This window comes from Micromonospora sp. NPDC048871 (assembly GCF_043198155.1).
In the GTDB taxonomy this organism is placed as follows: domain Bacteria; phylum Actinomycetota; class Actinomycetes; order Mycobacteriales; family Micromonosporaceae; genus Micromonospora.
Genome location: NZ_JBICUM010000009.1, coordinates 118,722 through 143,640, shown reverse-complemented (window position 1 = coordinate 143,640; position 24,919 = coordinate 118,722). Strand labels below are relative to the sequence as shown.

20 protein-coding genes are annotated in these 24,919 nt (G+C 71.9%); 10 read left to right on the top strand and 10 right to left on the bottom strand.

The features are described 5' to 3' along the window. Window position 1: 1 nt before the first annotated feature. The 4 genes from ACGFIK_RS20320 to thiC are packed head-to-tail and all read left to right on the top strand — an operon-like array spanning window position 2 to window position 3,861. Complete coding sequence (locus ACGFIK_RS20320; RefSeq protein ID WP_393340637.1) at window positions 2–775, top strand: thiazole synthase; 774 nt, start codon at window positions 2–4, stop codon at window positions 773–775. A gap of 23 nt (window positions 776–798) precedes the next feature. Continuing rightward, window positions 799–1,467, top strand: a complete 669-nt coding sequence (locus ACGFIK_RS20315) for a thiamine phosphate synthase (protein ID WP_393340684.1) — start codon at window positions 799–801, stop codon at window positions 1,465–1,467. After that, window positions 1,464–2,252, top strand: a complete 789-nt coding sequence (gene thiD, locus ACGFIK_RS20310) for a bifunctional hydroxymethylpyrimidine kinase/phosphomethylpyrimidine kinase (RefSeq protein ID WP_327024052.1) — start codon at window positions 1,464–1,466, stop codon at window positions 2,250–2,252. The genes ACGFIK_RS20315 and thiD overlap by 4 nt, the downstream gene beginning before the upstream one ends. 16 nt (window positions 2,253–2,268) lie before the next feature. Then, window positions 2,269–3,861, top strand: a complete 1,593-nt coding sequence (thiC, locus tag ACGFIK_RS20305; protein ID WP_393340634.1) for a phosphomethylpyrimidine synthase ThiC — start codon at window positions 2,269–2,271, stop codon at window positions 3,859–3,861. Between the two features lie 35 nt (window positions 3,862–3,896). Here the strand turns inward: thiC and ACGFIK_RS20300 are convergent, their stop codons facing one another. The 4 genes from ACGFIK_RS20300 to ACGFIK_RS20285 form a co-directional block, all read right to left on the bottom strand. Next, window positions 3,897–6,161, bottom strand: a complete 2,265-nt coding sequence (locus ACGFIK_RS20300; protein ID WP_393340632.1) for a hypothetical protein — start codon at window positions 6,159–6,161, stop codon at window positions 3,897–3,899. 78 nt (window positions 6,162–6,239) lie between these two features. Next, window positions 6,240–6,569: a cupin gene (locus ACGFIK_RS20295; protein ID WP_327024055.1), complete on the bottom strand. Its 330-nt coding sequence runs from the start codon at window positions 6,567–6,569 to the stop codon at window positions 6,240–6,242. Beyond that, window positions 6,566–7,516: an LLM class F420-dependent oxidoreductase gene (locus tag ACGFIK_RS20290; protein WP_327024056.1), complete on the bottom strand. Its 951-nt coding sequence runs from the start codon at window positions 7,514–7,516 to the stop codon at window positions 6,566–6,568. Before ACGFIK_RS20290 ends, ACGFIK_RS20295 begins: the two co-directional genes overlap by 4 nt. A 2-nt stretch (window positions 7,517–7,518) precedes the next feature. Next, window positions 7,519–8,304 carry an ABC transporter ATP-binding protein gene (locus ACGFIK_RS20285; protein WP_327024057.1) on the bottom strand — a complete coding sequence of 262 codons (786 nt, stop codon included), beginning with the start codon at window positions 8,302–8,304 and terminating at the stop codon, window positions 7,519–7,521. Between the two features lie 268 nt (window positions 8,305–8,572). On the opposite strand from ACGFIK_RS20285, the gene ACGFIK_RS20280 reads away from it, so the two are divergent. Further along, window positions 8,573–9,598 (top strand): ABC transporter substrate-binding protein, encoded by a 1,026-nt coding sequence (locus ACGFIK_RS20280; RefSeq protein ID WP_327024058.1) that lies wholly within the window; start codon window positions 8,573–8,575, stop codon window positions 9,596–9,598. Between the two features lie 91 nt (window positions 9,599–9,689). Next, window positions 9,690–10,550, top strand: coding sequence for an ABC transporter permease (locus tag ACGFIK_RS20275; protein ID WP_327024059.1), 861 nt, complete (start codon window positions 9,690–9,692; stop codon window positions 10,548–10,550). 189 nt (window positions 10,551–10,739) lie between these two features. On the opposite strand, the gene ACGFIK_RS20270 is transcribed toward ACGFIK_RS20275, so the two are convergent. Continuing rightward, on the bottom strand, window positions 10,740–11,921 hold the full coding sequence (locus ACGFIK_RS20270) for an ABC transporter substrate-binding protein (RefSeq protein ID WP_327024060.1): 1,182 nt from the start codon (window positions 11,919–11,921) through the stop codon (window positions 10,740–10,742). A 447-nt stretch (window positions 11,922–12,368) separates the two neighbouring features. On the opposite strand from ACGFIK_RS20270, the gene ACGFIK_RS20265 reads away from it, so the two are divergent. The 4 genes from ACGFIK_RS20265 to ACGFIK_RS20250 are packed head-to-tail and all read left to right on the top strand — an operon-like array spanning window position 12,369 to window position 16,923. Then, window positions 12,369–15,512, top strand: a complete 3,144-nt coding sequence (locus ACGFIK_RS20265) for a nitrate- and nitrite sensing domain-containing protein (protein ID WP_327024061.1) — start codon at window positions 12,369–12,371, stop codon at window positions 15,510–15,512. Then, window positions 15,509–15,916 carry a roadblock/LC7 domain-containing protein gene (locus tag ACGFIK_RS20260; RefSeq protein ID WP_030329975.1) on the top strand — a complete coding sequence of 136 codons (408 nt, stop codon included), beginning with the start codon at window positions 15,509–15,511 and terminating at the stop codon, window positions 15,914–15,916. The genes ACGFIK_RS20265 and ACGFIK_RS20260 overlap by 4 nt, the downstream gene beginning before the upstream one ends. A 40-nt stretch (window positions 15,917–15,956) precedes the next feature. Further along, on the top strand, window positions 15,957–16,319 hold the full coding sequence (locus ACGFIK_RS20255) for a DUF742 domain-containing protein (protein ID WP_327024062.1): 363 nt from the start codon (window positions 15,957–15,959) through the stop codon (window positions 16,317–16,319). Next, on the top strand, window positions 16,300–16,923 hold the full coding sequence (locus ACGFIK_RS20250) for an ATP/GTP-binding protein (RefSeq protein ID WP_327024063.1): 624 nt from the start codon (window positions 16,300–16,302) through the stop codon (window positions 16,921–16,923). The genes ACGFIK_RS20255 and ACGFIK_RS20250 overlap by 20 nt, the downstream gene beginning before the upstream one ends. A gap of 125 nt (window positions 16,924–17,048) precedes the next feature. On the opposite strand, the gene ACGFIK_RS20245 is transcribed toward ACGFIK_RS20250, so the two are convergent. The 5 genes from ACGFIK_RS20245 to ACGFIK_RS20225 are packed head-to-tail and all read right to left on the bottom strand — an operon-like array spanning window position 17,049 to window position 24,578. Beyond that, window positions 17,049–18,137 carry a uroporphyrinogen-III synthase gene (locus ACGFIK_RS20245; RefSeq protein WP_327024064.1) on the bottom strand — a complete coding sequence of 363 codons (1,089 nt, stop codon included), beginning with the start codon at window positions 18,135–18,137 and terminating at the stop codon, window positions 17,049–17,051. Continuing rightward, window positions 18,138–18,485, bottom strand: coding sequence for a nitrite reductase small subunit NirD (nirD, locus tag ACGFIK_RS20240; protein WP_327024065.1), 348 nt, complete (start codon window positions 18,483–18,485; stop codon window positions 18,138–18,140). Beyond that, window positions 18,482–21,004 carry a nitrite reductase large subunit NirB gene (nirB, locus tag ACGFIK_RS20235; protein ID WP_327024066.1) on the bottom strand — a complete coding sequence of 841 codons (2,523 nt, stop codon included), beginning with the start codon at window positions 21,002–21,004 and terminating at the stop codon, window positions 18,482–18,484. The genes nirD and nirB overlap by 4 nt, the downstream gene beginning before the upstream one ends. Continuing rightward, the gene (locus ACGFIK_RS20230; protein WP_327024067.1) at window positions 21,001–22,479 is read right to left on the bottom strand and encodes an FAD-dependent oxidoreductase; all 1,479 of its coding nucleotides are present in this window, start codon (window positions 22,477–22,479) and stop codon (window positions 21,001–21,003) included. Before ACGFIK_RS20230 ends, nirB begins: the two co-directional genes overlap by 4 nt. Beyond that, the gene (locus ACGFIK_RS20225; protein WP_393340624.1) at window positions 22,476–24,578 is read right to left on the bottom strand and encodes a molybdopterin oxidoreductase family protein; all 2,103 of its coding nucleotides are present in this window, start codon (window positions 24,576–24,578) and stop codon (window positions 22,476–22,478) included. Before ACGFIK_RS20225 ends, ACGFIK_RS20230 begins: the two co-directional genes overlap by 4 nt. Window positions 24,579–24,919: the final 341 nt, after the last annotated feature.

The following is a 24,919-nucleotide window of genomic DNA, read 5'->3' as shown; positions in this document are numbered from 1 at the left end:
GATGGACGGCTTCGAGATCGGCGGTACCCGGTTCGGGTCCCGGCTGATCCTGGGTACCGGCGGAGCGGCCAACCTGCACGTGCTCGAACAGGCGATCCGGGCCTCCGGCACCGAGCTGGTCACCCTGGCCCTGCGCCGGGTGGACACCGTCCCCGGCGGCTCCGGAGGTCTGCTGGACCTGCTGGACCGGTGCGGGGTGCGACTGCTGCCGAACACGGCCGGCTGCTACACCGCCCGGGAAGCCGTGAAGGTGGCGCACCTGGCCCGGGACGCCTTCGACACCGACTGGGTCAAACTGGAGGTGATCGGCGACGAGCGGACCCTGCTGCCCGACGGGGTGGAACTGCTGCGCGCCGCCGAGGAACTCGTCGCCGACGGATTCACCGTGCTGCCGTACACCTCGGATGATCCGATCCTGGCTCGTCGGCTGGCCGACGTCGGTTGCGCGGCGGTGATGCCGGCGGGCTCGCCGATCGGGTCCGGGCTGGGGGTGTCCAACCCCCACCACATCCGGCTGATCCGGCAGAGCATCGAGGTGCCGGTGATCCTGGACGCCGGGATCGGTACCGCCTCGGACGCGGCGTTGGCCATGGAGCTGGGCTGCGACGCGGTGTTGCTGGCCAGCGCGGTGACCCGGGCCGCGGACCCGGTGGCGATGGCCACCGCGATGCGCCACGCGATCACCGCCGGTCGCCTGGCCGCCGGTGCCGGCCGCATCCCCCGCCGCTTCCACGCCCTGGCCAGCACCCCCGACGAAGGCCGCCCCGAGCTATGACCCCGCACCCGGGCGCCGACGGCTTGTCCGGGCCCCGGACCGTCTCCGGCGTGGTGGTGCTGACGGACCGGCGGGTTACCCGGCGGCCGTTGGCGGAGGTGGTGGCGGCGGCCGTGGCCGGGGGCGTGCGTTGGGTGCTGCTGCGCGAGAAGGACCTGCCCCGCGCCGAACGGTTCGCCCTCGCCGCCGACCTGCGGCCGATCGTGGCCGAGGCCGGCGGCACCCTGATCGTCGCCGGCCCCGACCCCCTGCTGCCCACCGAGCCCGCCGCCGGCGGGGTCGTGGGGGCGGAGCCTGTGGTGGCGGTGCACCTGTCGGCGGGTGACCCCGGTCCGCCGCTGGGGGCCGACCTGGTCGGTCGGTCCTGTCACGACGAGGCGGAACTGCGTCGGCTGCGCACCGAGGACTACGTCACCCTCTCGCCGGTCTATCCGACCAGGACCAAACCCGGCTACGGGCCGGCGTTGGGGCCGGCGGGACTGGCCGGGTTGATCCGGCTGAGCCCGGTGCCGGTGCTGGCGCTCGGCGGCATCGAGACACCGGCCCAGGTACGCGCCTGTAGGCAGGCCGGCGCCGTCGGCGTCGCCGTCCTCGGCGCGATCATGCGTTCCCCTGACCCGCAGCAGACCGCTGCCGAACTGACCAGCGCCTTCCAGGCAGCTTCGACCAGCAATGTTGAGGAAGACAGATGACCCCTACCACCGTGCTCACCGTGGCCGGCTCGGACTCCGGCGGCGGCGCCGGCATCCAGGCCGACCTGAAGGTCTTCGCCGCCCTCGGCGCCTACGGCACGAGTGTGCTCACCGCGGTCACCGCGCAGAACACCCGAGGTGTGGACGCCGTCCTGCCGCTGCCCCCGCAGACGGTCACCGAACAGTTGGACAGCGTGCTGTCCGACTTCGCGGTGCGGGCGGTCAAGACCGGGATGCTGGGTACGCCGGCGGTGGCGGGTGCGATCGCCGACGCGGCGGCGGCCGGGCGACTGCCGCAGCTCGTCGTCGATCCGGTGCTGGTGGCCACCAGCGGACACCGCCTCGGGGTGGTGGCGGCGGTCGAGCGGCTGTTGCCGTACGCCCGGGTGGCGACCCCGAACAGCGCGGAGGCCGCGGCTCTCACCGGGGCTGCCGTGACGGATCTGGCGGAGATGACGACGGCCGCCCGGGCCCTGGCCGCCGGCGGCCCGGAGTGGGTGATCGTGACCGGCGGTGATGTGGACACCGGCGGCGAGGCCCTGGATGTGCTGCACGGCCCGGAGGGCACGACCGTGCTGCGGGCCCCCCGGGTGCCGACCCGGCACAGCCACGGGACCGGGTGTTCGTTCTCGGCGGCGACCGCGGTGCGGTTGGCCATGGGCGATCCGGTGGCGGTGGCGGTGGCGAAGGCCAAGAAGTACGTGAGCCGGGCGCTGGCCGGCGCGCGGAACTGGGAGTTGGGTGCGGGACGCGGTCCGTTGGACCACTTTGGCTGGTCCGCCTGAGTACAGGGAGGCTGTCATGCAGGTACGGCGCAAGGTGTACGTCGAGGGCTCGCGGCCGGAGATCCGGGTGCCGTTCGCGGAGGTGGAGCTGACCGGGGACAACCCACCCGTACGGCTCTACGACACCTCCGGTCCGGGCTCCGACCCGCAGGTGGGGCTGTCCCCGCTGCGTGGGCCGTGGATCGCCGAGCGGGGGGATGTGGCCCCGGTACGCGGTCCGGGCACCCCCCTGGCGGGGGCGGACGGCAAACGGCCGACCCAGCTCGGGTACGCCCGGGCCGGGGTGGTCACCCCGGAGATGGAGTTCGTGGCGATCCGGGAGGGCATGTCACCGGAGTTCGTCCGGGAGGAGATCGCGTCCGGGCGGGCGGTGCTGCCGCTGAACGTCAACCACCCGGAGTGCGAGCCGGCCATCATCGGCAAGGCATTCCTGGTCAAGGTGAACGCCAACATCGGCACCTCGGCGGTCAGTTCCTCCGTTGCCGAGGAGGTGGAGAAGCTGACCTGGGCTACCCGGTGGGGCGCGGACACCGTGATGGACCTGTCCACCGGCAAGCGAATCCACGAGACCCGGGAGGCGATCGTGCGCAACTCGCCGGTGCCGATCGGCACGGTGCCGATCTACCAGGCGCTGGAAAAGGTCGGCGGTGACCCGGTCAAGTTGAGCTGGGAGGTCTTCCGGGAGACCGTGATCGAACAGGCCGAGCAGGGCGTGGACTACATGACCGTGCACGCCGGGGTGCTGCTGCCGTACGTGCCGTTGGCGGTGGACCGGGTGACCGGCATCGTGTCCCGGGGCGGGTCGATCATGGCGGCCTGGTGCCTGGCGCACCACGAGGAGAACTTCCTCTACACCAACTTCCGGGAACTGTGCGAGATCCTGGCCCGCTACGACGTGACCTTCTCCCTCGGCGACGGGCTGCGGCCGGGGTCGATCGCGGACGCCAACGACGAGGCCCAGTTCGCCGAGCTGCGTACCCTGGGCGAGCTGACGAAGATCGCCTGGGAGTACGACGTACAGGTGATGATCGAGGGCCCGGGTCACGTGCCGATGCACAAGATCAAGGAGAACGTGGACCTCCAGCAGGAGTGGTGCCACGAGGCCCCCTTCTACACCCTGGGCCCGCTGACCACGGACATCGCACCCGCGTACGACCACATCACCTCGGCCATCGGGGCGGCGATGATCGGCATGTTCGGCACCGCGATGCTCTGCTACGTGACCCCGAAGGAGCACCTGGGCCTGCCGGACCGGGACGACGTCAAGGCGGGCGTGATCGCGTACAAGATCGCGGCCCACGCGGCCGACCTGGCCAAGGGGCACCCGGGCGCTCAGGCCTGGGACGACGCCCTGTCCAAGGCGCGGTTCGAGTTCCGCTGGGAAGACCAGTTCAACCTGTCCCTGGACCCGGAGACCGCACGGTCGTACCACGATGCGACGCTGCCGGCCGAACCGGCGAAGACGGCCCACTTCTGCTCGATGTGCGGGCCGAAGTTCTGCTCCATGAAGATCACCCAGGATCTCAAGGAGTACGCCGCCCGGGGCATGAAGGACAAGTCCGACGAGTTCCTGGCCGCCGGCGGGCGGGTCTACCTGCCGCTGGCCTGACCGGTCCGCTCTGCCGGCCGGTCGCCGGGGTCGATTCAGTCCCGGTGGTGCCGGCCGGTCGAGCGCAGCGAGCGGCGGGACTTCTTCGGAGCGGGCTCGTCCTCGGCCACGGGTCGACCGAGCCCGGTCACCCAGTCCACGTACTCCTCGTCCTGGGCGGGCAGCGGCTCCTCGCCGTCGACCGTGCCGCCCGGGCGGGATCTGCCCCGCCGGAACAGGCCACGCAGACCCTTGTCGCGTTCCTCCCCGGGCTGGATGTCCTCCGGGGTGACCGCAGGTGGCTTGGTGAAGGCGGCGGACAGGTCACGGGCGGTGGCCGCCGGGTCGGTGGCGCGGGCCGGGGCGGCGGCGAAGGCCGCCGAGACCTCCGGTGTGGTGGTCTGCTGGTCCTCGGCCGGTGGCGGATCGGCCGGTCGGGCGGGCGCGAAGGCGTTCCACGGCGTTGCCGAGTTCAGTTCGGGCAACGACAGGCGGTGTCGGGGGCGTGGTGCCGGTTCGGGCCGCAAATCGGTGGGGGCCGAGTCGGTGAGGGTGAACGGGGACTGCGTCGGCCGGGCGCTGTCGTCCGGAGTGGCCGGGGCGTTCAGGTCAGGTTCGACGGGGCCGGTCGCCTCCGAGGAGGTGGCGGTAGGCGCGCTGGGGTCGGCTGGACTGTTGTCGTCACTGGTTTTGGTGGCCTCCGGCAGGACGACCGGTTTCGCCTGCTCGGGCTGTTGGTCCGCAGACTGCTCTGGCTGTGGCTGCACCGGGGCGGCCGTCGTACCGGCCCGGGGTTTGCGGGTCCGCCGGGGGGTCGGCGCCTTGCCCGCCGAAGCCTCGACTGGATCTGGCGCTGCTGACGCAGCCGGGGCGGGTGCCAGCGGCGAGCGGGCGGACCGCTTGGCCAGCGGAATGTCACTGCCGTCGCCCACCGGAGCGGAGTCCTCCGCAGGATCGACTGTCTCCGCCGCCGGGGTCGGTGCCCGCTGAGTCTCGACGGCCGACGTGGTGGCCGCCGTTGGCCCAGGTCCCTTAGTCGCCGCAGCCTTTGTTGGCCTGGGCGCCGTGGCCTTCGTGGGCCTGGGTTCCGCCGTCGCCGGGGCTTGCGCCGGTCCGGGTTCTGTGGTCGCCGCAGCCGCAGTCGGCGCAGGTTCCCAGGTCACCGTGGCCGGTTCGGATTCTGTCGCGGACAGGTGGTCGGTGGCCGGGGTCGGGGCGGGGTGGCGGTCGGCAGCCGAGGTCGGCGGCAGTCGCCGTGCTTCGGGGCTGGCTTCGGTCGTGACCTCGGTGGCCGTCGATGGGTCCAGGGAGGGCTGGGGTTCCGGCCACTGCCAGTGCGGTGGGGCGTCGGCAGCCGCTACGGGGTGGTGCTCGGCCGAACGGGGCGAGGAGGCGGGCAGGGCCGGGGTGGCGGGTAGCGGCTGGAGGATCGCGGTCGGTTCGATGGCCGGGGTGCCGGAGGCGGAACGACCGGTCAGCGGCCAGGGCAGCAGAGCGGCGGCGGCCGAACCGAGGGCGCCGACCCCGATCGCGATCAGGGCGCCGTAGTACGGGGCTAGTTGGTAGCGGTCGGCGGAGTCGCCGGGCCCGGCGGCCAGGTAGGCGAAGGCCACCAGCACCGGCCCGGCCACCCCGCTCGGCCCGCTGGTCAGCGGGGGGTGCCCGCGCCAGCGGGCGACAGCTCCACCGGCCAGCCCGGCCAGTAGGGCCAGCAGCGGCAGAATCAGCAACGCCAACCGTTGGGCCGTGTCGGCGGACAGCCAGGACGGTTCCAGCACGCCTAGGCGGACCGGGGTCAGCGGCCCGCTGGCACCCAGGGAGGGTACGACCGACAGCAGGGCGATCAGCCACATCGCCCCGGCCAGGGCGGCCATGTTCCAGGCGAATGGTGGGCGGACCAGGACGGCCAGCGCGGCACCGGCCCCGACCACCGCGCCGAGGACGGCGCAGATGGCGACCGCCCAGACCGGGTCGACCGAGATGAGCTCGGCGCTGCGGGCCGGCTGCATGCACAAGGGTGCCACGACGGTGGCCCCCAGGGCGGCGCTGCCGGCCACCGCCAGTTGCCGGCCGGTGCCGGTGAGCTGGCGGTCCTGCCGGGCCGCCCGCTCGGTCAGCACGGCACCGATCACGGCGGCGTTCGCCGCGAACCAGCCGACCCAGACGAGCTGGGCCGGCCACTGGTTGACGGTGGCGCCGTTGAAGGCGCCGGTGAGCCGGATGATGCCGAAGCCGAAGGCGAGGCCAAGCTGACCGGCTCCGGCCAGCAGGCTGACGCCGAACGCCGTGAGCAGTAGGCGGCTCAAGGTCCGATTGGCCATGTCCGGCACGTTACGTTCCGTTGCCACCGATCGCCACCGGCGCGCCGTGAACGCCCGTCCTACCTGGTTGCGGTAGGGCTACTTGAGTTCGATCAGTCGAGCCAGGTATGTCGTGTCGCCGACATTGGTGAGCATGTGCACCGCCCCGGGGTCGCGGTAGACCACCCCACCGGTCGGCTCGTCCGCGTCGATCCGGACGCCGTCGACGGTCTGGATCAGATTCTTCGCACCCTCAACGGCCACCACCAGGTAGGGGTGGTCGTGGCGGTGCAGCGGCTGCTGCTCGCCCGGCTCCAGCCGGATGTGCCAGACCCGTACCCGGTCGTTCTCGTAGACGATCTCCTGGCCCACCGGGCCGAGGACCAGGTCCTGGTCGGTCGCCGGGGCCACGGGGTTGTTGTCGATCATCGGGTCTTCTCCAGGTGGGGGAGCACCTCGCTGGCGATGAGCTCCAGGTGGTCGAGGTCAGACAGGTCGATCAGACGCAGGTGCACCCGCTCGGTGCCGATCGCGGCGAACTCGCCGATCCGGTCGACCAGTTGCTGCGGCGAGCCGACCACCGGATCCTCGGGCGGCAGGGCGCTCTTGACGTGCAGCGGCGCCGCCCGCCGTGCGGCCTCGGAGTCGGTACGCCCGACTGCCACCACGATGCCGGCCGAGTACACCAGCGGGGCTCGTCCGCGGTCGGCGCGGCCGATCTGGTCGCAGGCCTGCCGGACTCGCTCGTACGCCGCCGCGGTCTGCTCCAGGCTGGTGAACGGAACGTTGAACTCGTCGGCGTACCGGGCGGCCAGTTCCGGGGTACGCCGGGGACCCCGCCCGCCCACGATGATCGGCGGGCCGGGGGTCTGCACCGGCTTCGGCAGCGCCGGGGCCTCGGTGAGCTGGTAGTGCTTCCCGGTGTAGCTGAAGGTCTCGCCCGATCGCGTGGCCCACAGTCCGCTGATCACTTCCAACTGCTCGGCGAACCGGTCGAAGCGTTCCCCGACCGAGGGGAACGGGATGCCGTACGAGGTGTGCTCGCGGGCGTACCACCCGGCCCCGATGCCCAGCTCGACCCGGCCGCCGCTCATCTGGTCCACCTGGGCCACCATCACGGCCAGTGGCCCGGGTAGCCGGAAGGTGGCCGAGGTGACCAGGGTGCCGAGCCGGATCCGGCTGGTCTCCCGGGCCAGGGCGGCCAGGGTCAGCCAGGCGTCGGTCGGGCCGGGCAGGGCCGGCTCGTCCCCCATCGCCTGGTAGTGGTCGGCGCGGAGGAAGCCCTCGAACCCGCCCTCCTCGGCGAGCCGGGCGAAGCGGAGCTGGTCGTCGTAGCTGGCGCCCCGGTGCGGTTCGGTGAAGACGGTGACGCGCACCCTCATCGTCCTTCCGGACCGACACCCAGCGGCTGGTCGCGTTCCATCAGCAGCTCGTGCAGGTCGGCGCTGACCTGGGCGACCTCCGCCAGGTGGGCGTTGCGGCCCAGGGTGCGGGGTCGGGGGATGGCCACCTCGACGATCTTGCGTACCCGGCCGGGGCGCGGGCTGAGCACGACCACCCGGTCGGCCAGCAGGACGGCCTCGTCGATGGAGTGGGTGACGAAGACGACCGTGGCCCGGCTGCTCATGTGCACCCGCTGGAGTTCCCCGGACAGTTCCTCGCGGGTGAGCGCGTCCAGGGCGGAGAAGGGCTCGTCCATCAGCATCACCCGGGGGTTGCCGATCAGCGACCGGCACAGCGACACCCGCTGCTGCATACCGCCGGAGAGTTCGTGCGGCAGTCGCTTCTCGAACCCGGCCAGGCCGGCGACCTCCAGCAGTTGCCGGGCCCGCTCCCGGTGGTCGGCGCGCTTCCAGCCGAAGATCTCCACCGGCAGCAGCACGTTGTCCAGTACGGTCCGCCACGGCAGCAGGGCCGGTCGCTGGAACAGCATGGCGATGTCCTGGCGCGGACCGGTGACCGGGTCGCCACCCACGGTGATCGTGCCGGAGCTGACCGGAATCAACCCGGCGATCAACCGCAGCAGGGTGGACTTGCCGCACCCGGAGCGGCCGAGGACGGCGACGAACTCGCCGTCGCCCACGTCGAGGTCGATGCCGCGCAGCGCTTCGACTCGGCCGGTACGGCCGTCGAAGGTGCGGGACACCTCGGACAGACGGATCATCTCCGGGGGCCTCCGGCTGAGTGGTTGATCAGCAATCCGTCAAAGGCTAACCGGCTCTGTGCAGATTGCACCGTCCGGGGTGGAGTTGACTTTGTTTCCTTACCGCAACCCGATGCGCCTGGTGTCACAAAGCGAGACTTCTCGTACGCTGTGCCCGCGAAGAATCCCCCTCGATGCGCGGTGTCGGCTCCCTCCCGGCTGCCGGCGCCGCCCGACAGACCCCCTCCGGCGGCCCGATGCCCCGGTGGGAAAGGACAAGGTGTACTTGATGAAAAGGCTGACCCGTACGGTCGCCGCGGCCACGATGGCCACCGCACTAGCCCTCGTCGCCGCGTGCAGCGGCTCGGACGAGGCCGACGACACCAACGGCGGTGGCGCCGCCCTGGAGCAGGTGACCTACCTGACCTCGTTCGGAAACTTCGGGCGTGACGCCTACGCCTGGGTGGCCAAGGAGAAGGGCTACTTCAAGGAGGCCGGCTTCGAGGTCGAGATCAAGCCTGGCCAGGGCACCGGCTCGATCATCCAGACGGTCGTCGGCGGGCAGGCGCACTTCGGCCCGATCGACCTGACCGGTGGCCTGCTGCAACTCGGCAACGGCGAGGCCAAGGACTTCGTCGCGGTCGCCGCGATCCAGCAGCGCACGATGGCGGCCATCGCCACCGTCGAGGGCACCGGCATCAACACCCCGAAGGACCTGGAGGGCAAGAAGCTCGCCGACACCCCCGGCTCCGTCGTACGCAACCTCTTCCCGACGTACGCCCGGATGGCCGGCATCGACCCCACCAAGGTCACCTGGGTCAACGGTGAGGCCCAGACCCTGATGGTCACCCTCGGCTCCGGCTCGGTCGACGGCATCGGTCAGTTCGTCGTCGGTCAGCCGACGATCGAGGCGGTGACCAAGAAGAAGGCCGTTCTGCTGCCGTACAGCAACGTGATGCAGGACCTCTACGGCAACGTGCTGATCACCTCGAAGCAGATCGCCAGCGAGAAGCCGGAGATGGTCAAGCGGTTCACTGCGGCGCTGCTCAGGGGCCTGGAGGACGCCCTAGCCAACCCGCAGGAGGCGGCCGAGATCCTGGCCAAGAACGTCGAGGCGGTCAACCCCGTCGCGGCTGCCGCCGAGCTTCAGCTGATGGCCGGCTACGTCCGCTCCAGCAACTCCGGCACCGCCCTGGGCACCCTGGACAGTGGCCGGGTGGCGAAGAGTATCGCCATCCTGCGCGGTGCGGGTGCGTTGAAGTCGGATCTGACCCCCGAGCAGGTCATCGACTTCAACCTGGCCCCCAAGAGCTGAAGCTGATCACGTCGATGCCGGGTACGCCGCACCCCACGACAGGTGCGGCGTACCGGCGTCGACGCCGAAACACCACATTCAGGAGGGTCCGATGACCGACGTCCGTCCGCGGCAGACGGTGGGGCAGACACTGCCCGAGCCGTCCTCTGCCGTACCGCGTCCCCGGCGCTGGCGCGCTGGTGACCTGCGGCTCGCCACCGTGGCGGCGGTGTTACCGGCCGTTGGGCTGTTGATCGCGTTCGGGGTCTGGTGGCTGGCCGCTCGGCTGGAGTTGATCCACCCGGCCGCCCTGCCGCCGCCGGGTTCGGTGCTGTCCGCGTTCGCCGACCGGCCGCAACGGCTGCTGGAGCACACCGCGCTCACCACCCAGGAGATCCTGGTCGGCTTCGCGCTCTCCGCCGCGGCGGGAGTGCTGATCGGCCTGGCCTTGGCCGCCTCGCGGACGGTCGAGCGGATGTTCACCCCACTGCTGGTGGCCGTCAACGCGGTACCGAAGATCACCCTCGGCCCGCTGCTGGTGGTGGCGCTCGGTTGGGGTCAGAAGCCCATCCTGACCATGGTCTTCCTGCTCTGCTTCTTCCCGATCGTGCTGTCCACCGCTACCGGGCTGACGACCACCCCGGCCGACCTGGCCGAGCTGATCCGCTCCTACAACGCCTCCCGCTGGCAGGCGTTCCGGAAGATCCGCTTCCCGGCCGCCCTGCCGCAGATCTTCGTGGGCCTGAAGGTGGCCATGCCGTTGGCCGCGATCGGCGCGGTGATCGGCGAGTTCCAGGCCGGCGAGGGTGGTCTGGGCTATGTGATCCAGCAGTACGCCGGCATCGGCGACACCGCCACCGCCTGGGCGGCGATCATCCTGATCGCCCTGGTCAGCATCCTGCTCTACACCGCCCTGGTGGTCATCGAGCGCTTCAGCCTGCCCTGGGTCCGAGAAACCACCTCCAGCCGCTGACCACCCCCAGCACCTACGGGCGGACCGCACCCAGGACAGACAGCACCACCCAACCTGACCTGCGTCCGTCACCCGTGGACGAACGCAGGTGTGGCCCCAGCAACAACCGGCGCAGGGATCAAGCCTGACCGCCCGAAGCCGGTTGTGCTGGGGCCACACCCCACCGAGCAGAACCAGAGGACGAAGACCTCAGCCTGCCAACCTCCAACGCCCGTTACGAGCGACCAGAGTGGTCAGAGCCTGCGGCATCAGCCCGGAGTGGTTGTCCGGCGTCATCCGGATCGGCCCGGACAGTCCGTCCATCTGGGAGGTCTCCAGCACGTCTCGCAGGCTCTCCCGGTCGACCTTGCCGGCCGGACCACCGGCGCGCAGTTCAGCATCGACGATGAGCTGCACGGCGTCCGCCGCGAAGGACGAGGATCCGTGGTAGCCGCCGAAACGGGCGGTGTAGTCCTGGAACCACTGACGACGGGCGGCCTTGGCGGGGGTGGTGGCGATGACGTCGTCGATCACCATCGTCTGGGTGAAGACCAGGGTGGCCCGTTCGGCGGCCCGGGCCGAGGCGCCGAGGAAGAGGTCACCCGCGGCGGAGGCGTCGAAGAACAGGCGCCCGGTGAAGCCGGCCTGCTTGACCGCGCCGGCGGCCAGCATCGCCTGCTCCGGTGGGGTCCAGACGACCAGCGCCTCAGGCTGGGCGGCGGCCAGGGTGGCGGCCTGCCGGTCCACCTCGGTGTCGGTGGTGCGGACCGTGGCCTCGGCCAGCAGCTGGATCCCGGCCTTGCTGAACTCGCCCCGCAGGGCCTCGGCGCCCTCCTTGCCGTAGGCGTCGTCGCTGCGCAGCAGCCCCACGGAGGCGACCCGTCGACGGCTCAGTTCGCCGGTGATAGCGCCGGCATTATCGGCTGCATTCGGTGCCAGTTTGAACACGTAGCGTCGATCTGCCACCGGGTTGGATACCGCGCCGGCCGATGCCAGCGCGATGGTGGGGATCTGCTTCTCATTGATGGTGCGGACCGCGCCGACCGCGCATTCGTTGCAGCCGCCCATGATGATGGCGCTGACTTGTGAATCGTTGGCGAAGTCGACGATGTTGCGCAGTGACTCCCCGGCGTCGGAGCGGTTGTCCTTCGGCAGCAGTTTGATAGTCCGGCCGTTCAGGGCGCCGGAGTCATTCAGCTGTTCAATCTTCAACTCCAGTGCCTGCCGGTACGCCTTGCCGACGCTGGCGGCCGCCCCGGACAGTTCCAGGTCGGCGGCGATGACGATCGGCGAGGTGTCCTGCTCCTGCCCGCCGAACTGGCAGCCGGTGAGGGTGGTGGCCAGTAGAGCTGAAGCGGCCACCAGAGCGGTCGCGGAGCGGAAGGGGGTCAACTCTGTCCTCCTGATGCGGCACGGGCGGGGCCCGGTCACCGGCGGCGGCAGCGTCCTCAGTAGATATTCTGGTCGGGTCTGCCGTACCGTGTGCGCGAAGCCTGCAAAACCTTGCCAATGCCGGGCGCTGCGGTCAAGCGGAGCCAGCGGGAGCGTTTCGGGACACCAATCCCACATGTTGGGGTAGCGACGTGTTTTCGTTTGCTCACTCTGACGACACGAATGACCACTCTGGAGCTACATGCCCTGATCAAGGGCACTGTGGAAATGTAGGTATTAGTTGACCGGACTACAGGATGCGTGTCCTCCAACCGTTTCCTGCCTCACTGCGGCTTCCCAAACACGATCCCGTCTGATGAAATCGCGGCCGTGCCGCGCGTGGCGCCGGCCGTCGCTCCAGGCACGGATCGACGGGTCAGGCGCGGAGAAAACGACGGAGGCGATGTCGTGAGCACCGGACCGACGACCCTGCCCGCCAGCGGCGAAGCCGAGCGCGACGGCCGGCGCAGGCTGCCCCGGCTGCGTGACGCCCGGATCCGGTCCAAGCTGGCGCTGATCCTGGTCGTTCCGGTGGCCGCCGTCATCGCGCTGGCCACAGTTCGTCTGATCTCGGTCGGTGAAGGCGCCTTCGAGGCCACCCAGGCCCGCTCGCTGACCGCGCTGTCGACCAGGATCTCCGCCCTGACGAACGATCTGCACGCCGAGCGGATGACCGCCGCCGCCTACCTGGCCTCCACCCAGCAGCAGGTCGACGCGTACAACCTGCGGGTGCGTCGGACCCAGGAGCGGGTCGACGCCTACCGCGCGGAGCGGGCCCGGGTCGGTGAGGTCCCGGCGGCGGTGCGCGACCGCCTGGCGACCATCGACCGGCACCTGGACACCCTCGACGGCACCCGTCAGGAAGTGCTGGACCGCCAGCAGATGCAGGTAGCCGAGGCCGTGCTGCGCTACGGCGTGGTCCTGGCCGACCTGGTCTCCTACAGCGACGGTCTGGCCCAGTTGCCGGGCGAGGAGAGTCTTGCCGACAGCCGACGGGCGGTGGCCGCCTTCGCCCGCGCCAAGGCGGCCGTCGCCGAGGAAGAGGCGATCGCCTTCACCGCACTGACCAACGGCCGGCTGGACACCGAGCAGTTCTCCGCCTTCGTGGCCACCCTGACCGGTCAGCAGGAGGCGCTGCTGGCCTTCTCCCTGGCCGCCGACCCGGTCCAGCAGGCGCTGGTCAACAGCACCGTCTCCGGTGACGCCGTGGTGCTGGCCGACCGGATCGCCACCGACATCAGCCGCACGGTCGGCCGGGATGCACCGGTCACCGCCCAGGAGGCCACGGCCGCGATCGGTGCGGTGCACGAACTGATGCGGTGGGCCGAGATCGAGCTGCAGAATCGCCTCCTGACCCAGGCCGAGCAGGCCCGGTCGGACGTGATCCGGCAGGCGATCGTCGAGACGACCCTGGTGCTGCTCACCCTGATCATCGCGGTGACCCTGGCCGTGGTGCTGGCCCGCTCGCTCAACCACTCACTGCGTCGGCTCCGCGAGGGTGCCCTCTCGGTGGCCAACCACGACCTTCCCGAGGCGGTGCGTCGCCTCCAAGGCATGGGCAACGTCAGTGACGGCAGTGTCGAGGAGATCGTCCGCGAGGTACGGGACCCGATCAGGCTCGACAACCGTGACGAGGTGGGCCAGGTCGCCTCGGCCTTCAACGTCGTACACCGGGAGGCCGTCCGGGTCGCGGCCGAGCAGGCGGCGCTGCGCAGCAGCGTCTCGGCGATGTTCCTGAACCTCGCCCGACGCAGTCAGACCCTGGTCGACCGGATGATCGGTGAACTCGACGCGATCGAGCGCGGCGAGGAGGACCCGAAGCGTCTGGCCCAGCTCTTCGAGCTGGACCACCTGGCCACCCGAATGCGCCGCAACGACGAGAACCTGCTGGTGCTGGCCGGGGCCGACTCCGCGGTCCCGCGTCGTGAGGACGCCCTGCTGGTCGACGTGCTGCGCGCCGCCCAGTCCGAGGTGGAGCTCTACAACCGCATCGAGTTCGGCACGGTGGACACGGACGTGTCCGTGGCCGCCCACGCGGTCAACGACGTCGTACGGCTGGTGGCCGAGTTGCTCGACAACGCCACCCGCTTCTCCCCGCCGAACACCACCGTGGTCGCCGACGGTCGGCGGATCCGGGACTACGTGCTGATCCAGATCGAGGACCGTGGCCTGGGGCTGACCGACGAGCAGTTGGACACCCTGAACCGGCGGCTCGCCGCTCCTCCGACGGTGGACGTCGCGGCGTTCCGGCTGATGGGTCTGGCCGTGGTCAGCCGGCTGGCGGCGCGCTACAGCATCCGGGTCGAGCTGCGCCGCAACGTCGAGGGTGGCACGGTCGCCCAGATCACCCTGCCGGCCGCCACGGTGATCCTGCCGAGCCTCAGGGGCCGGGACCAGGCGATCACCCGGCCGCGTCAGCCGCTGGCGGTCGAGCCGGCCCCGACCGGTGCCGGTGACCCTCTGGCAGCCGCGGGGCGCAGCACCACCGCGACCCTCAGCGACCGGTGGCGCAGCGCCCCGACGGCCACCCCGTGGCCGGTCGCGGAACCGACCCCGGAGCAAACCCCACCGGCTCACGCGTCGCCACCGGCCTACGCCGGGGGTTTCAGCGCCGGGTCGCCCACGGTCGCGCAGCCGACCATCGATCCGCTGTCCTACCGGACGGCGAACTCGACCGGCGACCCGCGCCCGGCCGCACCCGTGCTGCCGGCCGGCCCGGTCGCCGGTGCCGCGGCCACCACCAACGGATTCACGCCGACCGCGGCTCCCACCGGGTTCGCGCCGACGGCGGGCCAGGGTCCCGGTGGCGGCCAGGACACCCCGATGTTCGGCGGGCTGGGGGCCAGTCTGGCCGCGACCGCCCCGCTGGCCAGCGCGCCGATCACCGCACCGGCGGAGCCGCCGCAGGCCGAGGCGCCCATCTTCCGCGAGATGGAGGCGGTCTGGTTCCGGTCGCACGGCAACGACGTGACGGCCATCTTCAGCCGGCCGCAGTTCGACGAGCCGTCGGCGAACGCCGGGGCCCCGACCGCCGCCGCGGCCACCGCTGACGTGTCGACACCGGCCGTCACACCGACCCAGGGACGCACCCCACTGCCCACCCGTACCCCGGGTGCGGCTGCCGGTGGGGCCGCCCTGCAGCCGCCGTCGTACCCGGTGTTCTCCGGCGGACCGACCGGCACCCAGCCGGCTGCGCACGCCCCGACCCCGGCGGCGGCCCCGGCCGCGCCGGCCCCGCCACCGGCGCCGACTGCCGAGTCCTCCTCCGCCGCCGACGAGGCCTGGCGGACCGCGGCAGACGAGGGCTGGTCGCGCGCCAGCCAGGCGGCCGAGCCCACCCCGGCCGGGACGACCCGGTCCGGGCTGCCCAAGCGGGTGCCGCAGGCGCAGCTGGTGCCCGGTGGCATCGAACCCCGCAACGGACGGGAACACAGTCGGCGTACGCCGGACGAAGTCCGCGGTCTGCTGTCGGCCTACCACCGCGGCGTCCAGCGCGGCCGAACGGCCGGCGCGACTCAGAACAGCACCTCGACCAAGGAGACGAGCCGATGAACAGGCCCGCGGCCATGCAGGACATGGGTTGGCTACTGACCAACTTCGCCGACAGCGTGGCGGGAATCGCCCACGTGGTGGCGGTGTCCGCGGACGGGCTGCTGCTTGCCTCCTCCCGCGACCTGCCGGCGGACCGCGCGGATCAGCTGGCGGCCATCACCTCCGGGGTGGTCAGCCTGACCGAGGGCGCCGCGCGGATGTTCAGCGCCGGCGGGGTGTTGCAGACCGTCATCGAGATGGACAGCGGCTACCTGTTCCTGATGTCGATCAGCGACGGCTCGTCGATGGCGGTGCTGGCGGCGCGTAGCTGCGACGTGGGTCAAGTGGGTTACGAGATGGCCCTGCTGGTCGAGCGGGTGGGCGCGGCGCTGGTGCCGCTGCCCCGGGACGCGGTGCGGTCATAGCGGACGATGCCACGGCGGACGGGAGAGGAGGTGATTGCGGATGGATTCACGACGTGACCCGCGGGGTGCTCTGGTGCGGCCGTACGCGGTCACCCGGGGGCGTACCGAACCGCTTCGGGACATCGCCCTGGAAGCGGTGCTGGTCGCCAGCCCCACCCAGATCGCCGAGTCGCGGTTTGCCGGGCACGACAAACATCGCATCGCAATGGTCTGCGAGGGCCGTCCCGAGTCGTTGGTGGAGATCGCCGCGTACACCCGGCTACCGCTGGGTGTCGCTCGGGTGCTGGTCGCCGACATGGTCGCCGAGGGCCTGCTGACGCTACAAACGGCTGCTCCCGCCACAGGTTTCGAGGAGCGGATGGAAATGCTGGGAAGGGTGCTGAGTGGACTTCGCGAGCTATGACCCCGCCGGGGCCCGCCAGAGCCGGGGAATCATCTCCGCGAAGATCGTCGTCGCGGGTGGCTTCGGTGTCGGCAAGACCACGTTGGTCGGGGCGATCTCGGAGATCACACCGCTGACCACCGAGGCGGTGATGACCGCGGCGGGTGTCGGTATCGATGACTCGTCCAAGGTGCCGGGCAAGGAGACCACCACGGTCGCCATGGACTTCGGCCGAATCACCATGGCGCAGGATCTGATCCTGTACCTCTTCGGCACGCCTGGTCAGACCCGGTTCTGGTTCATGTGGGACGAGATCATCCGTGGTGCGGTGGGGGCTGCCGTCCTGGTGGACACCCGCCGGATCACGGATGCCTTCGCACCGTTGGACTACTTCGAGAACCGCAGGCTGCCGTACGTGGTCGCCTTGAACCGGTTCGACGGCGCGCCGCAGTACGACCTGGATGAAGTGCGTGAGGCACTGGCCATCTCACCGGACGTCCCGCTGGTGATGACGGACGCCCGCCGACGCGACGCGGTCAAGCAGGTGATGGTGACCGTCGTCGAACACGCCATGGCTCGGCTTCAGGCCGAGCACGACCGGGGTTTCCCGACTCCGGTCGGCTGACCCGGGAAGGGGCATCCGTCCCGCCTGCCCGGCACTTGTCGGGTCTCGGCGGGACGGGTGCCCTCGCCTGTTAAGCGGGGGCCCTTTACCTACCCCAGGCGTTAACCAGGGGCCCTTCCTTCGTCTCAGTCGATGCGGAGGCGGTAGCCGCGCTTGACGACGGTCTGCACCACCCGGGGGGCCTTCAGACCGGCCCGCAGCCGGGCCACCGCCATCTCCACGGCATGCTCGTCGGCCCCCCGGGGCAGGGTCCGCAGCAGGGCGGTACGGGACAGCACCCGGCCCGGAGCTTGGGCCAGGGCCCGCAGCACCGCCATCGGCGCCGGCGCCAGGGGACGTAGTTCGCCGTCCACCACGGCGGCGTGTCCGCGCAGCGTGAGCAGGTGCCCGGCGGCCTTGATGGTGACCGTACGCCGGGGCAGCTCGTCGACGATGGTGCGGACCAGGGCGCCCAACCGGGCCCGGCTGGGCGCGCTCACCGGCACCCCCCGGCGGACCAACGGCTCGGCGGTCACCGGGCCGACACAACTGGCCAGCACATCACTACGCAACGCGGCCAGGACGGCCTCCGTCCGGTCCCCGGCGGCGCGCAGCAGCGCCTCCGCAGCCGGTGCCGAGGTGAAGGTGACCGCGTCCACCAACCGACCGGCCACCAGGTCGACCAGCCGGTGCAGGGGGGCCGGATCGGTCGGTGGCGCCCAGCGGTAGACCGGGATCTCGATGACGGTCGCCCCGGCCTCCTCCAGGGCGCGGGTGCACTCGGGCTGCCGATCGCCGTGCAACTGCATGGCGATCACCTGCCCGGCCACCCCTCGCCGGCGCAGGTGCTCGACGACCTCCTCACAGCTCTCCGACTCCGGAGACCACTGGTCGTGCAGGCCGGCCGCGCGGATCGCGCCGCGCGCCTTGGGGCCCCGGGCCACCACGTACGAGTTGCCGAGCACCGAGCGCAGCGGCTCGGCGACCCCCCAGCCCTCGGCGGCTTCCAGCCACCCGCGCATGCCGATCCCGGTGTTGGCCATCAGCACGTCCGGTGGCCGGTCCAGACAGGCCCGGGTGGCCTCGCGCAGCGCGGTGTCGTCCGCGAGCGGCACGATCCGCAGCGCGGGGGCGAGCACCACCCGGGCGCCGCGCCGCTGGAGCAGCGCGGCGAGTTCGTCCCGCCGCCGGTCGGCGGTCACCCCGATGGTGAAGCCGGCCAGTTCCTCGCGCATTCACTCCTCCTGTCGCAGCCGCACCTCGACCATGCCGTCCCGGCACCGGATCTCGTGCCGGGTGACACAGACACCGGGCAGGTCGAGACAGTCCCCCGTACGCAGGTCGTACACCTGCTTGTGCAGCGGCGAGGCGACCGTGGGCAGGCCGCGGCGGCTGCCCACGATGCCCCGGGACAGCACGTACGCGCCGGTGACCGGGTCTCGGTTCTCGATCGCGTACAACCCGTCGGCGGTCCGGAACAGCGCTACCTGGACGCCGTCGACCAGGGCGGCCACGCCCCGGTCCAGGTCCAGTCGGCTCAACGGGCAGACGGTGTGCCAGCGCACGGTCGTCACGGTGTTCATCGCCGCACCTCCGGCAGTCCGAGGGTGACCGGTTGACGGCCGTCGGTTGTGGGTGGCCGACCACCGGCGGGTACGGGTTGGCCGCGTTCGGTGACGAAGGTGATCGACGGGTCGGGTACGTCCGGTGCGTTGACGAAGGAGGCGAACCGGCCCAGTCGGTCCGGGTCGTCGAGCACGTCCCGCCACTCGTCGGAGTAGGAGGTGACGTGCCGGGCCATCGCGGCGTCGAGTTCGGCGCAGAGGCCGAGCGAGTCGTCCACGATGACCGCTCGCAGGTGGTCGAGGCCGCCGTCCATGGCCTCGATCCAGGCGGCGGTGCGTTGCAGTCGGTCGGCGGTGCGGACGTAGAACATCAGGAACCGGTCGATCATGGTGACCAGTTCCGCGGTGCTCAGATCGGTGGCGAACAAATCGGCGTGCCGGGGTCGGAAGCCCCCGTTGCCGCCGAGGTAGAGGTTCCAGCCGGTCTCGGTGGCGATGATGCCGAAGTCCTTGCTGCGGGCCTCGGCGCACTCCCGGGCACACCCGGAGACCGCCGACTTGATCTTGTGAGGTGCGCGTAGCCCCCGGTAGCGCAACTCCAGGGCGATGGCCAGGCCGACCGAGTCCTGCACCCCGTACCGGCACCAGGTGGAGCCGACGCAGGACTTCACCGTCCGCAGCGCCTTGCCGTACGCGTGACCGGACTCGAATCCGGCGTCGACCAGCCGACGCCAGATCTGCGGCAACTGCTCCACCCGGGCCCCGAACAGGTCGATCCGCTGTCCACCGGTGATCTTCGTGTAGAGCTGGAAGTCCCGGGCCACCTCGCCGATGACGATGAGCTTCTCCGGGGTGATCTCACCGCCGGGGATCCGGGGCACCACCGAGTAGCTGCCGTCGCGTTGCAGGTTCGCCAGGAAGTGGTCGTTGGTGTCCTGCAACGCGGCCTGCTCGCCGTCGAGGATGTGCCCGTTGCCGAGCGAGGCGAGGATCGAGGCGACCACCGGCTTGCAGATGTCGCAACCCCGGCCCTGCCCGTGTTCGGCGATCAACCGGGAGAAGGTCCGGATGCCGCGTACCCGGACGATGTCGAACAGCTCCTGCCGACTGAGGTCGAAGTGCTCGCACAACGCCCGGGACTGGGTGACACCGGCCGCGTCGAGCAGTTGCTTGAGCATCGGCACGCAGGAACCGCAACTGGTGCCGGCCCGGGTGCACGCCTTCAGGGCGGCCACGTCCGCGCAGCCGCCCGCGATGGCCGTGTCGATGTCCGCGCGGGTCACCGCGTTGCAGGAACAGACCTGCGCGGAGGCCGGCAGGGCCCCCACGGTCGCCTCGCCGGCACCGGCCGGGGCGAGCAACGCCAACGGGGGCGCCGGCAGCGGTGCGCCGACGCTCGCCCGCAGGGTGGGGTACGCGCTGGCGTCGCCCACCAGCACCCCGCCGAGCAGCGTCGTCGCGTCGTCGGAGAGGACCAGCTTGGCGTAGACCCGGGTGGCCGGATCGGTGTACGTCACGTCCAGGCAGCCCGGGGTGGTGCCGTGCGCGTCACCGAAGGAGGCCACGTCGACGCCGAGCAGCTTGAGCTTGGTGGCGGTGTCCGCGCCGGGGAAGGTGGCCGCCCCACCGACCAGCCGGTCGGCCACCACCTCGGCCATCGCGTACCCGGGTGCCACCAGGCCGTAGCAGGTGCCCTCGACGGCCGCGCACTCGCCGACCGCGTAGACCCGCTCGTCGCTGGTGCGGCAGGAGTCGTCCACCAACAGCCCGCCGCGCGGGCCGAGGTCGAGCCCGGCCGCGCGGGCCAGCTCGTCGCGGGGACGGATGCCGGCGGCCACCACCACCAGGTCGGCGTCGATCGACGTGCCGTCGGCCAGTTCCAGGGCGGCGACCGTACCGTCCGGGCCGGGTCGCAACGCGGTGGTGGCCACCCCGAGGTGGCAGCCCACCCCCAGCTCCTCCACGTAACGGCGCAGCAGGGCGCCCCCGGCGGTGTCGATCTGAGCCGGCATCAGCCGGGGCGCGAACTCCACCACGCTGGTGATCAGGCCGAGCAGGCGCAGGGCGTTGGCGGCCTCCAGGCCGAGCAGACCGCCCCCGATCACCGCGCCGGTCCGCCGGCCCCGGGCATGCTCCTCGATCGACGCCAGGTCGTCAAGCGTCCGGTAGACGAACACCCCGGGCAGGCCGACGCCGTCCACCGGAGGCACGAACGCCGAGGAGCCGGTGGCGAAGACCAGCACGTCGTACGGGTACTCGCCGTCGGCCGTGGTCACCACCCGACGGGCCCGATCCACGGTGGTCGCCGCCTCGCCGAGGCGCAACCGCACCCCGTCGTACGCGGTGTGCAGGTTCAGTTCGTCGGCCGAGACACCGTCGAAGTACGCCGAGAGCCGCACCCGGTCGTACGCCGGCCGGGGTTCCTCGGCGAGCACGGTGACCCGCCAGTGGCCCTGCGGGTCCCGCGAACGCAGCGCGTCCACGAACCGCTGCCCGACCATGCCGTTGCCGATCACGACCACGTTGCCGCCGGTCATCGTCCCACCTCCACCGGATCCGTTCTGGACAACCAGTCGACGATGCCGGCGACCGCGTCCCGGCAGCCGCCGCAGCCGGTACCGGCCCTGGTCCCGGCGACGACCTCGTCGAAGGTGCGCGCCCCGCCCCGCCAGCAGGCCACCACCGCGCCCTTGCTGACCGTGTTGCACTGGCACACGGTGGCCGCGTCCGGCATCAACGCCGGAGAGGCGGCGGGAGTCGCGCCGCCGCCACCGCCCACGGCCCGGCCGAGCAGCAGTGCCCGCCGGTCGGCGGGTACCGGGTGACCCCGGTCGAACAACTGGATGACCGCGCCCACCGACGGGTTGTCGCCGAGCAGGATCGCGGCGGCCAACCGGTCGTCGTGGATGCGCAGCCGGGCGTAGGTGCCCCGGGTCGGATCGGCGAAGGTCAACTCCTCGCCGGGGCCGTTCGTCGGGTCACCCATCGCCGCCAGGTCGATGCCGGCCGCCTTGAGTCGGGTGACCACCGGCCGGGGGCGGTACCGGGCCTGCGGGTCCTGCCCGGTCAGCAGTTGGGCCACCACCCGGGCCTGCGCCCAGGCCGGTGCGACCAGCCCGGTCGGGGCGGCGCCGTGCTGCGCGCAGTCGCCGATCGCGGAAACCCGCGGGTCGCTGGTGCGCAGCCGGTCGTCGACCAGCACCCCCCGGTCCACCGTCAGGCCGGCCGCCTCGGCGAGCGCGGTGTCCGGGCGTACCCCGCAGGCGAGGACCAGCAGGTCGGCGTCGAGGGTACGGCCGTCGGACAGGCTAAGCCGGACCCCGGTGGGGTCGGCCGTCAGGCCGGTCGGGGTGACGGCCAGGTGGGTGGTCACCCCGAGTTCGGCGAGGGTGCCGGCCAGGATCTCGCCGGCCACGGCGTCCAGCTGGCGTTCCATCAGGTACGGCACCCGGTGCACCACGGCGACCTCCAGGCCTCGGGCGGCCAACCCCCGGGCGGCCTCCAGGCCCAGCAGCCCACCGCCGAGTACCAGGGCGCGGCGGGCACCCTCGGCCAGGGTGAGGATGCGCCGGCAGTCGGCCAGGCTCCGGAACGCCACCACCCGTTCCGGCGGCGAGGTCGGGTCCAGGCCGGGCAGCGCCGGCACCACCGCCCGCGCGCCGGTGGCGAGCACCAGGTGGTCGTAGCCGATCCGATCGCCGTCGTCGGTGCGTACCTCCCCGGCGGCCCGGTCGATGGCCCGCACCGCGACTCCGGTACGCAGGTCGACCCCCCGCCCGGTGGCCTCCGTAAGCTCCACCTCCGGCTCGCCGATCTTGCCGGCGAGCAGGGTGGACAGCATGATCCGGTTGTACGCCCGGTGCGGCTCCGCCCCGACCACGGTGACCTTGTCCTGGCCCCGGGCGTGCAGCTCGGCGGCGAGGCGGGCCCCGGCCATGCCGTTGCCGACCACCACCACCCGCTGGCCGCTCATCGCGTCCGGCCGACAGTCCGCTCGCTGGCGCTCGTTCATGACGCCACCCGCTCCACCCGGACCGCGCAGATCTTGAACTCGGGCATGCCGGAGATCGGGTCGACGGCGTCGTTGGTGACGGAGTTGGCCCGGGCGGCACCACCCCAGTGGAAGGGTGCGAAGACGGTGTCCGGCCGGATGGTCGGGCTGAGCCGGGCCGGCGCGCGGAACTCGCCCCGCCGGGAGAGCACCCGCACCGGTTCGCCGTCGGCCACCCCGAGCCGCCCGGCGAGGTCGGGATGCAGCTCCACGAAGGCGTCCGGAGCGGCCTGGCGCAGCGCGGCCACCCGGCGGGTCTGGGTGCCGGACTGGTACTGGGCGAGCACCCGGCCGGTGGTGAAGTGCAGCGGGTACTCCGCGCAGACCTCCTCGGCGGCCGGCCGGTGCTCCACCGGGTGGAACCGGGCCCGGCCGTCGGGGGTGGGGAAGCCGTCCGCGAACAGTCGTGGCGAGTCCGGCCCGTCGTCACGCGGGCAGGGCCAGAACACCCCGTCGGCGGCGTCGATCCGTTCCCAGTTGATCCCGGCGTAGTCGGCGATCCCGCCGGCCGAGGCCCGCCGCAACTCGGCAAACACCGTACGTGGGTCGGCGGCTCGCGCCTCGCGGTCGGCGGCTGCTTCGGCTTCGCAGTCGGGTGTTAACAGGGGGCCCTTCCTATGCACGAGGCGATAAGAAGGGGCCCTTCCTTTCAACCGGGTGGTGAGGGTGGCGAGGATGGCGAGGTCGGTGCGGACCCCGGGCGGGGGTGGGCGCAGGGCGCGGCGACGCAGCACCCGACCCTCCAGGTTGGTCATGGTGCCGTCCTCCTCGGCCCACTGGGCGGTGGGCAGCACCACGTCGGCCAGCGCCGCCGTCTCGGAGAGCAGCAGGTCGGCGACGACCAGCAGGTCCAGGTCGCGCAGCCGGCTCTCGATCCGCGCCGCCCGAGGGGCGGAGACCACCGGGTTGGAGCCGAAGACCAACAGCGCACGCGGGCCGTCGTCGGTGCCCAGCGAATCCAGCAACTGGTACGCGGGCACCCCCGGACCGGGCAGTTCGTCGGCGGAGACCCCCCACACCTGCGCGACATGGGCGCGGGCCGCCGGGTCGTCGATCCGGCGGTATCCGGGCAGCTGGTCGGCCTTCTGCCCGTGCTCGCGGCCCCCCTGCCCGTTGCCCTGCCCGGTCAGGCAGCCGTACCCGGAGCCGGGGCGGCCGGGCAGGCCGAGCGCCAGGGCCAGGTTGACGAAGGCGGTGACCGTGTCCACGCCCTTGGCGTGCTGTTCCGCGCCCCGTGCGGTGAGGATGATCGCCCGTTCGGCGGTGCCGAGGGCGCGGGCGGTCGCCTCCAGGTCGGCCACCGGCACGCCGGAGAGGGCCTCGGCCCGCGCCGGCCACCAACCCGCCACCGTGCGCCGGACCTCGGTGAAGCCGGTGGTACGGGTGGCCACGTAGTCGCGGTCGAGGTAGCCCTCGGTCAGGGCGATGTGCAGCAGCGCGTTGGCCACCGCCAGGTCGGTGCCGGGCAGTGGTTGCAGGTGCAGGTCGGCCTGCCGGGCGGTGGCGGTGACCCGGGGATCGACCACGATCAGCGTGCCGCCGCGCTGCCGCAGCTCCGTCAGCCACCGCACCAGCGGGGGCATGGTCTCCGCCGGGTTCGCCCCGACCAGCAGCAGGGTGTCGGCGTGCCCTAGGTCGGCCAGCGGGAAGGGCAGCCCCCGGTCGACCCCGAAGGCGCGCATCCCGGCGGCGGCCGCCGAGGACATGCAGAACCGTCCGTTGTAGTCGATGTTGCGGGTGCCCAGGGTGACCCGGGCGAACTTGCCCAGCGCGTACGCCTTCTCGTTGGTCAGCCCGCCGCCGCCGAAGACGGCGACCGCGTCGCGGCCGTGCCGTCGCTGCACCTCGCCGATGCCGGTCGTGATGCGGTCCAGCGCGGCCTCCCAGCTGGCCGGGCGGAGTTCGCCGCTGGCCGGGTCGCGCAGCAGCGGGGTGGTCAGCCGGTCCGGGTGGGTCAGCAGTTCGGCCGAGGTCCAGCCCTTCTGGCAGAGTCCGCCGCGGTTGGTGGGGAACTGCCGGGGGAGTACGGACACCTGCCCGTCCTGCTCACGCAGCGTCATCCCGCACTGTAGGGCGCAGTACGGGCAGTGCGTCGCCACCTCCCGGGGCGTGCGCCCCGGTGCAGTTGCCGACCGTGCACCGTCTGTCATGTCGGCAAAGCGTGCCGCCGTCCAGTTTCCGGCCCGCGTCCCGTTTGTTTCGGTCCTGTCAAGTGCCGCTCACACCGCACGGCGGCGGCGCATCGGATCGCATGGCCTGGAATGTGGAACGAATCTTCCGCATATTGGGAAGACGGAGGTGGTCGACATGGAGGTGACCGAGGCGTTCGACGCCGCAGCCGGTAGCGGCCCGGCGACGGCCGTCTTCGGCGGCCACGCCCCGGGTCAGCCCGAGGGTGTAC

What these genes read in the sequence shown, in the direction of transcription:
- ACGFIK_RS20320 (WP_393340637.1), top strand. Translation starts at nt 2, where the DNA reads ATGGACGGCTTCGAGATCGGCGGTACCCGGTTCGGGTCCCGGCTGATC.
- thiD (WP_327024052.1), top strand. Translation starts at nt 1,464, where the DNA reads ATGACCCCTACCACCGTGCTCACCGTGGCCGGCTCGGACTCCGGCGGC.
- thiC (WP_393340634.1), top strand. Translation starts at nt 2,269, where the DNA reads ATGCAGGTACGGCGCAAGGTGTACGTCGAGGGCTCGCGGCCGGAGATC.
- ACGFIK_RS20300 (WP_393340632.1), bottom strand. Translation starts at nt 6,161, where the DNA reads ATGGCCAATCGGACCTTGAGCCGCCTACTGCTCACGGCGTTCGGCGTC.
- ACGFIK_RS20295 (WP_327024055.1), bottom strand. Translation starts at nt 6,569, where the DNA reads ATGATCGACAACAACCCCGTGGCCCCGGCGACCGACCAGGACCTGGTC.
- ACGFIK_RS20285 (WP_327024057.1), bottom strand. Translation starts at nt 8,304, where the DNA reads ATGATCCGTCTGTCCGAGGTGTCCCGCACCTTCGACGGCCGTACCGGC.
- ACGFIK_RS20280 (WP_327024058.1), top strand. Translation starts at nt 8,573, where the DNA reads ATGAAAAGGCTGACCCGTACGGTCGCCGCGGCCACGATGGCCACCGCA.
- ACGFIK_RS20275 (WP_327024059.1), top strand. Translation starts at nt 9,690, where the DNA reads ATGACCGACGTCCGTCCGCGGCAGACGGTGGGGCAGACACTGCCCGAG.
- ACGFIK_RS20260 (WP_030329975.1), top strand. Translation starts at nt 15,509, where the DNA reads ATGAACAGGCCCGCGGCCATGCAGGACATGGGTTGGCTACTGACCAAC.
- ACGFIK_RS20255 (WP_327024062.1), top strand. Translation starts at nt 15,957, where the DNA reads ATGGATTCACGACGTGACCCGCGGGGTGCTCTGGTGCGGCCGTACGCG.
- ACGFIK_RS20245 (WP_327024064.1), bottom strand. Translation starts at nt 18,137, where the DNA reads ATGCGCGAGGAACTGGCCGGCTTCACCATCGGGGTGACCGCCGACCGG.
- nirD (WP_327024065.1), bottom strand. Translation starts at nt 18,485, where the DNA reads ATGAACACCGTGACGACCGTGCGCTGGCACACCGTCTGCCCGTTGAGC.
- nirB (WP_327024066.1), bottom strand. Translation starts at nt 21,004, where the DNA reads ATGACCGGCGGCAACGTGGTCGTGATCGGCAACGGCATGGTCGGGCAG.
- ACGFIK_RS20230 (WP_327024067.1), bottom strand. Translation starts at nt 22,479, where the DNA reads ATGAACGAGCGCCAGCGAGCGGACTGTCGGCCGGACGCGATGAGCGGC.
- ACGFIK_RS20225 (WP_393340624.1), bottom strand. Translation starts at nt 24,578, where the DNA reads ATGACGCTGCGTGAGCAGGACGGGCAGGTGTCCGTACTCCCCCGGCAG.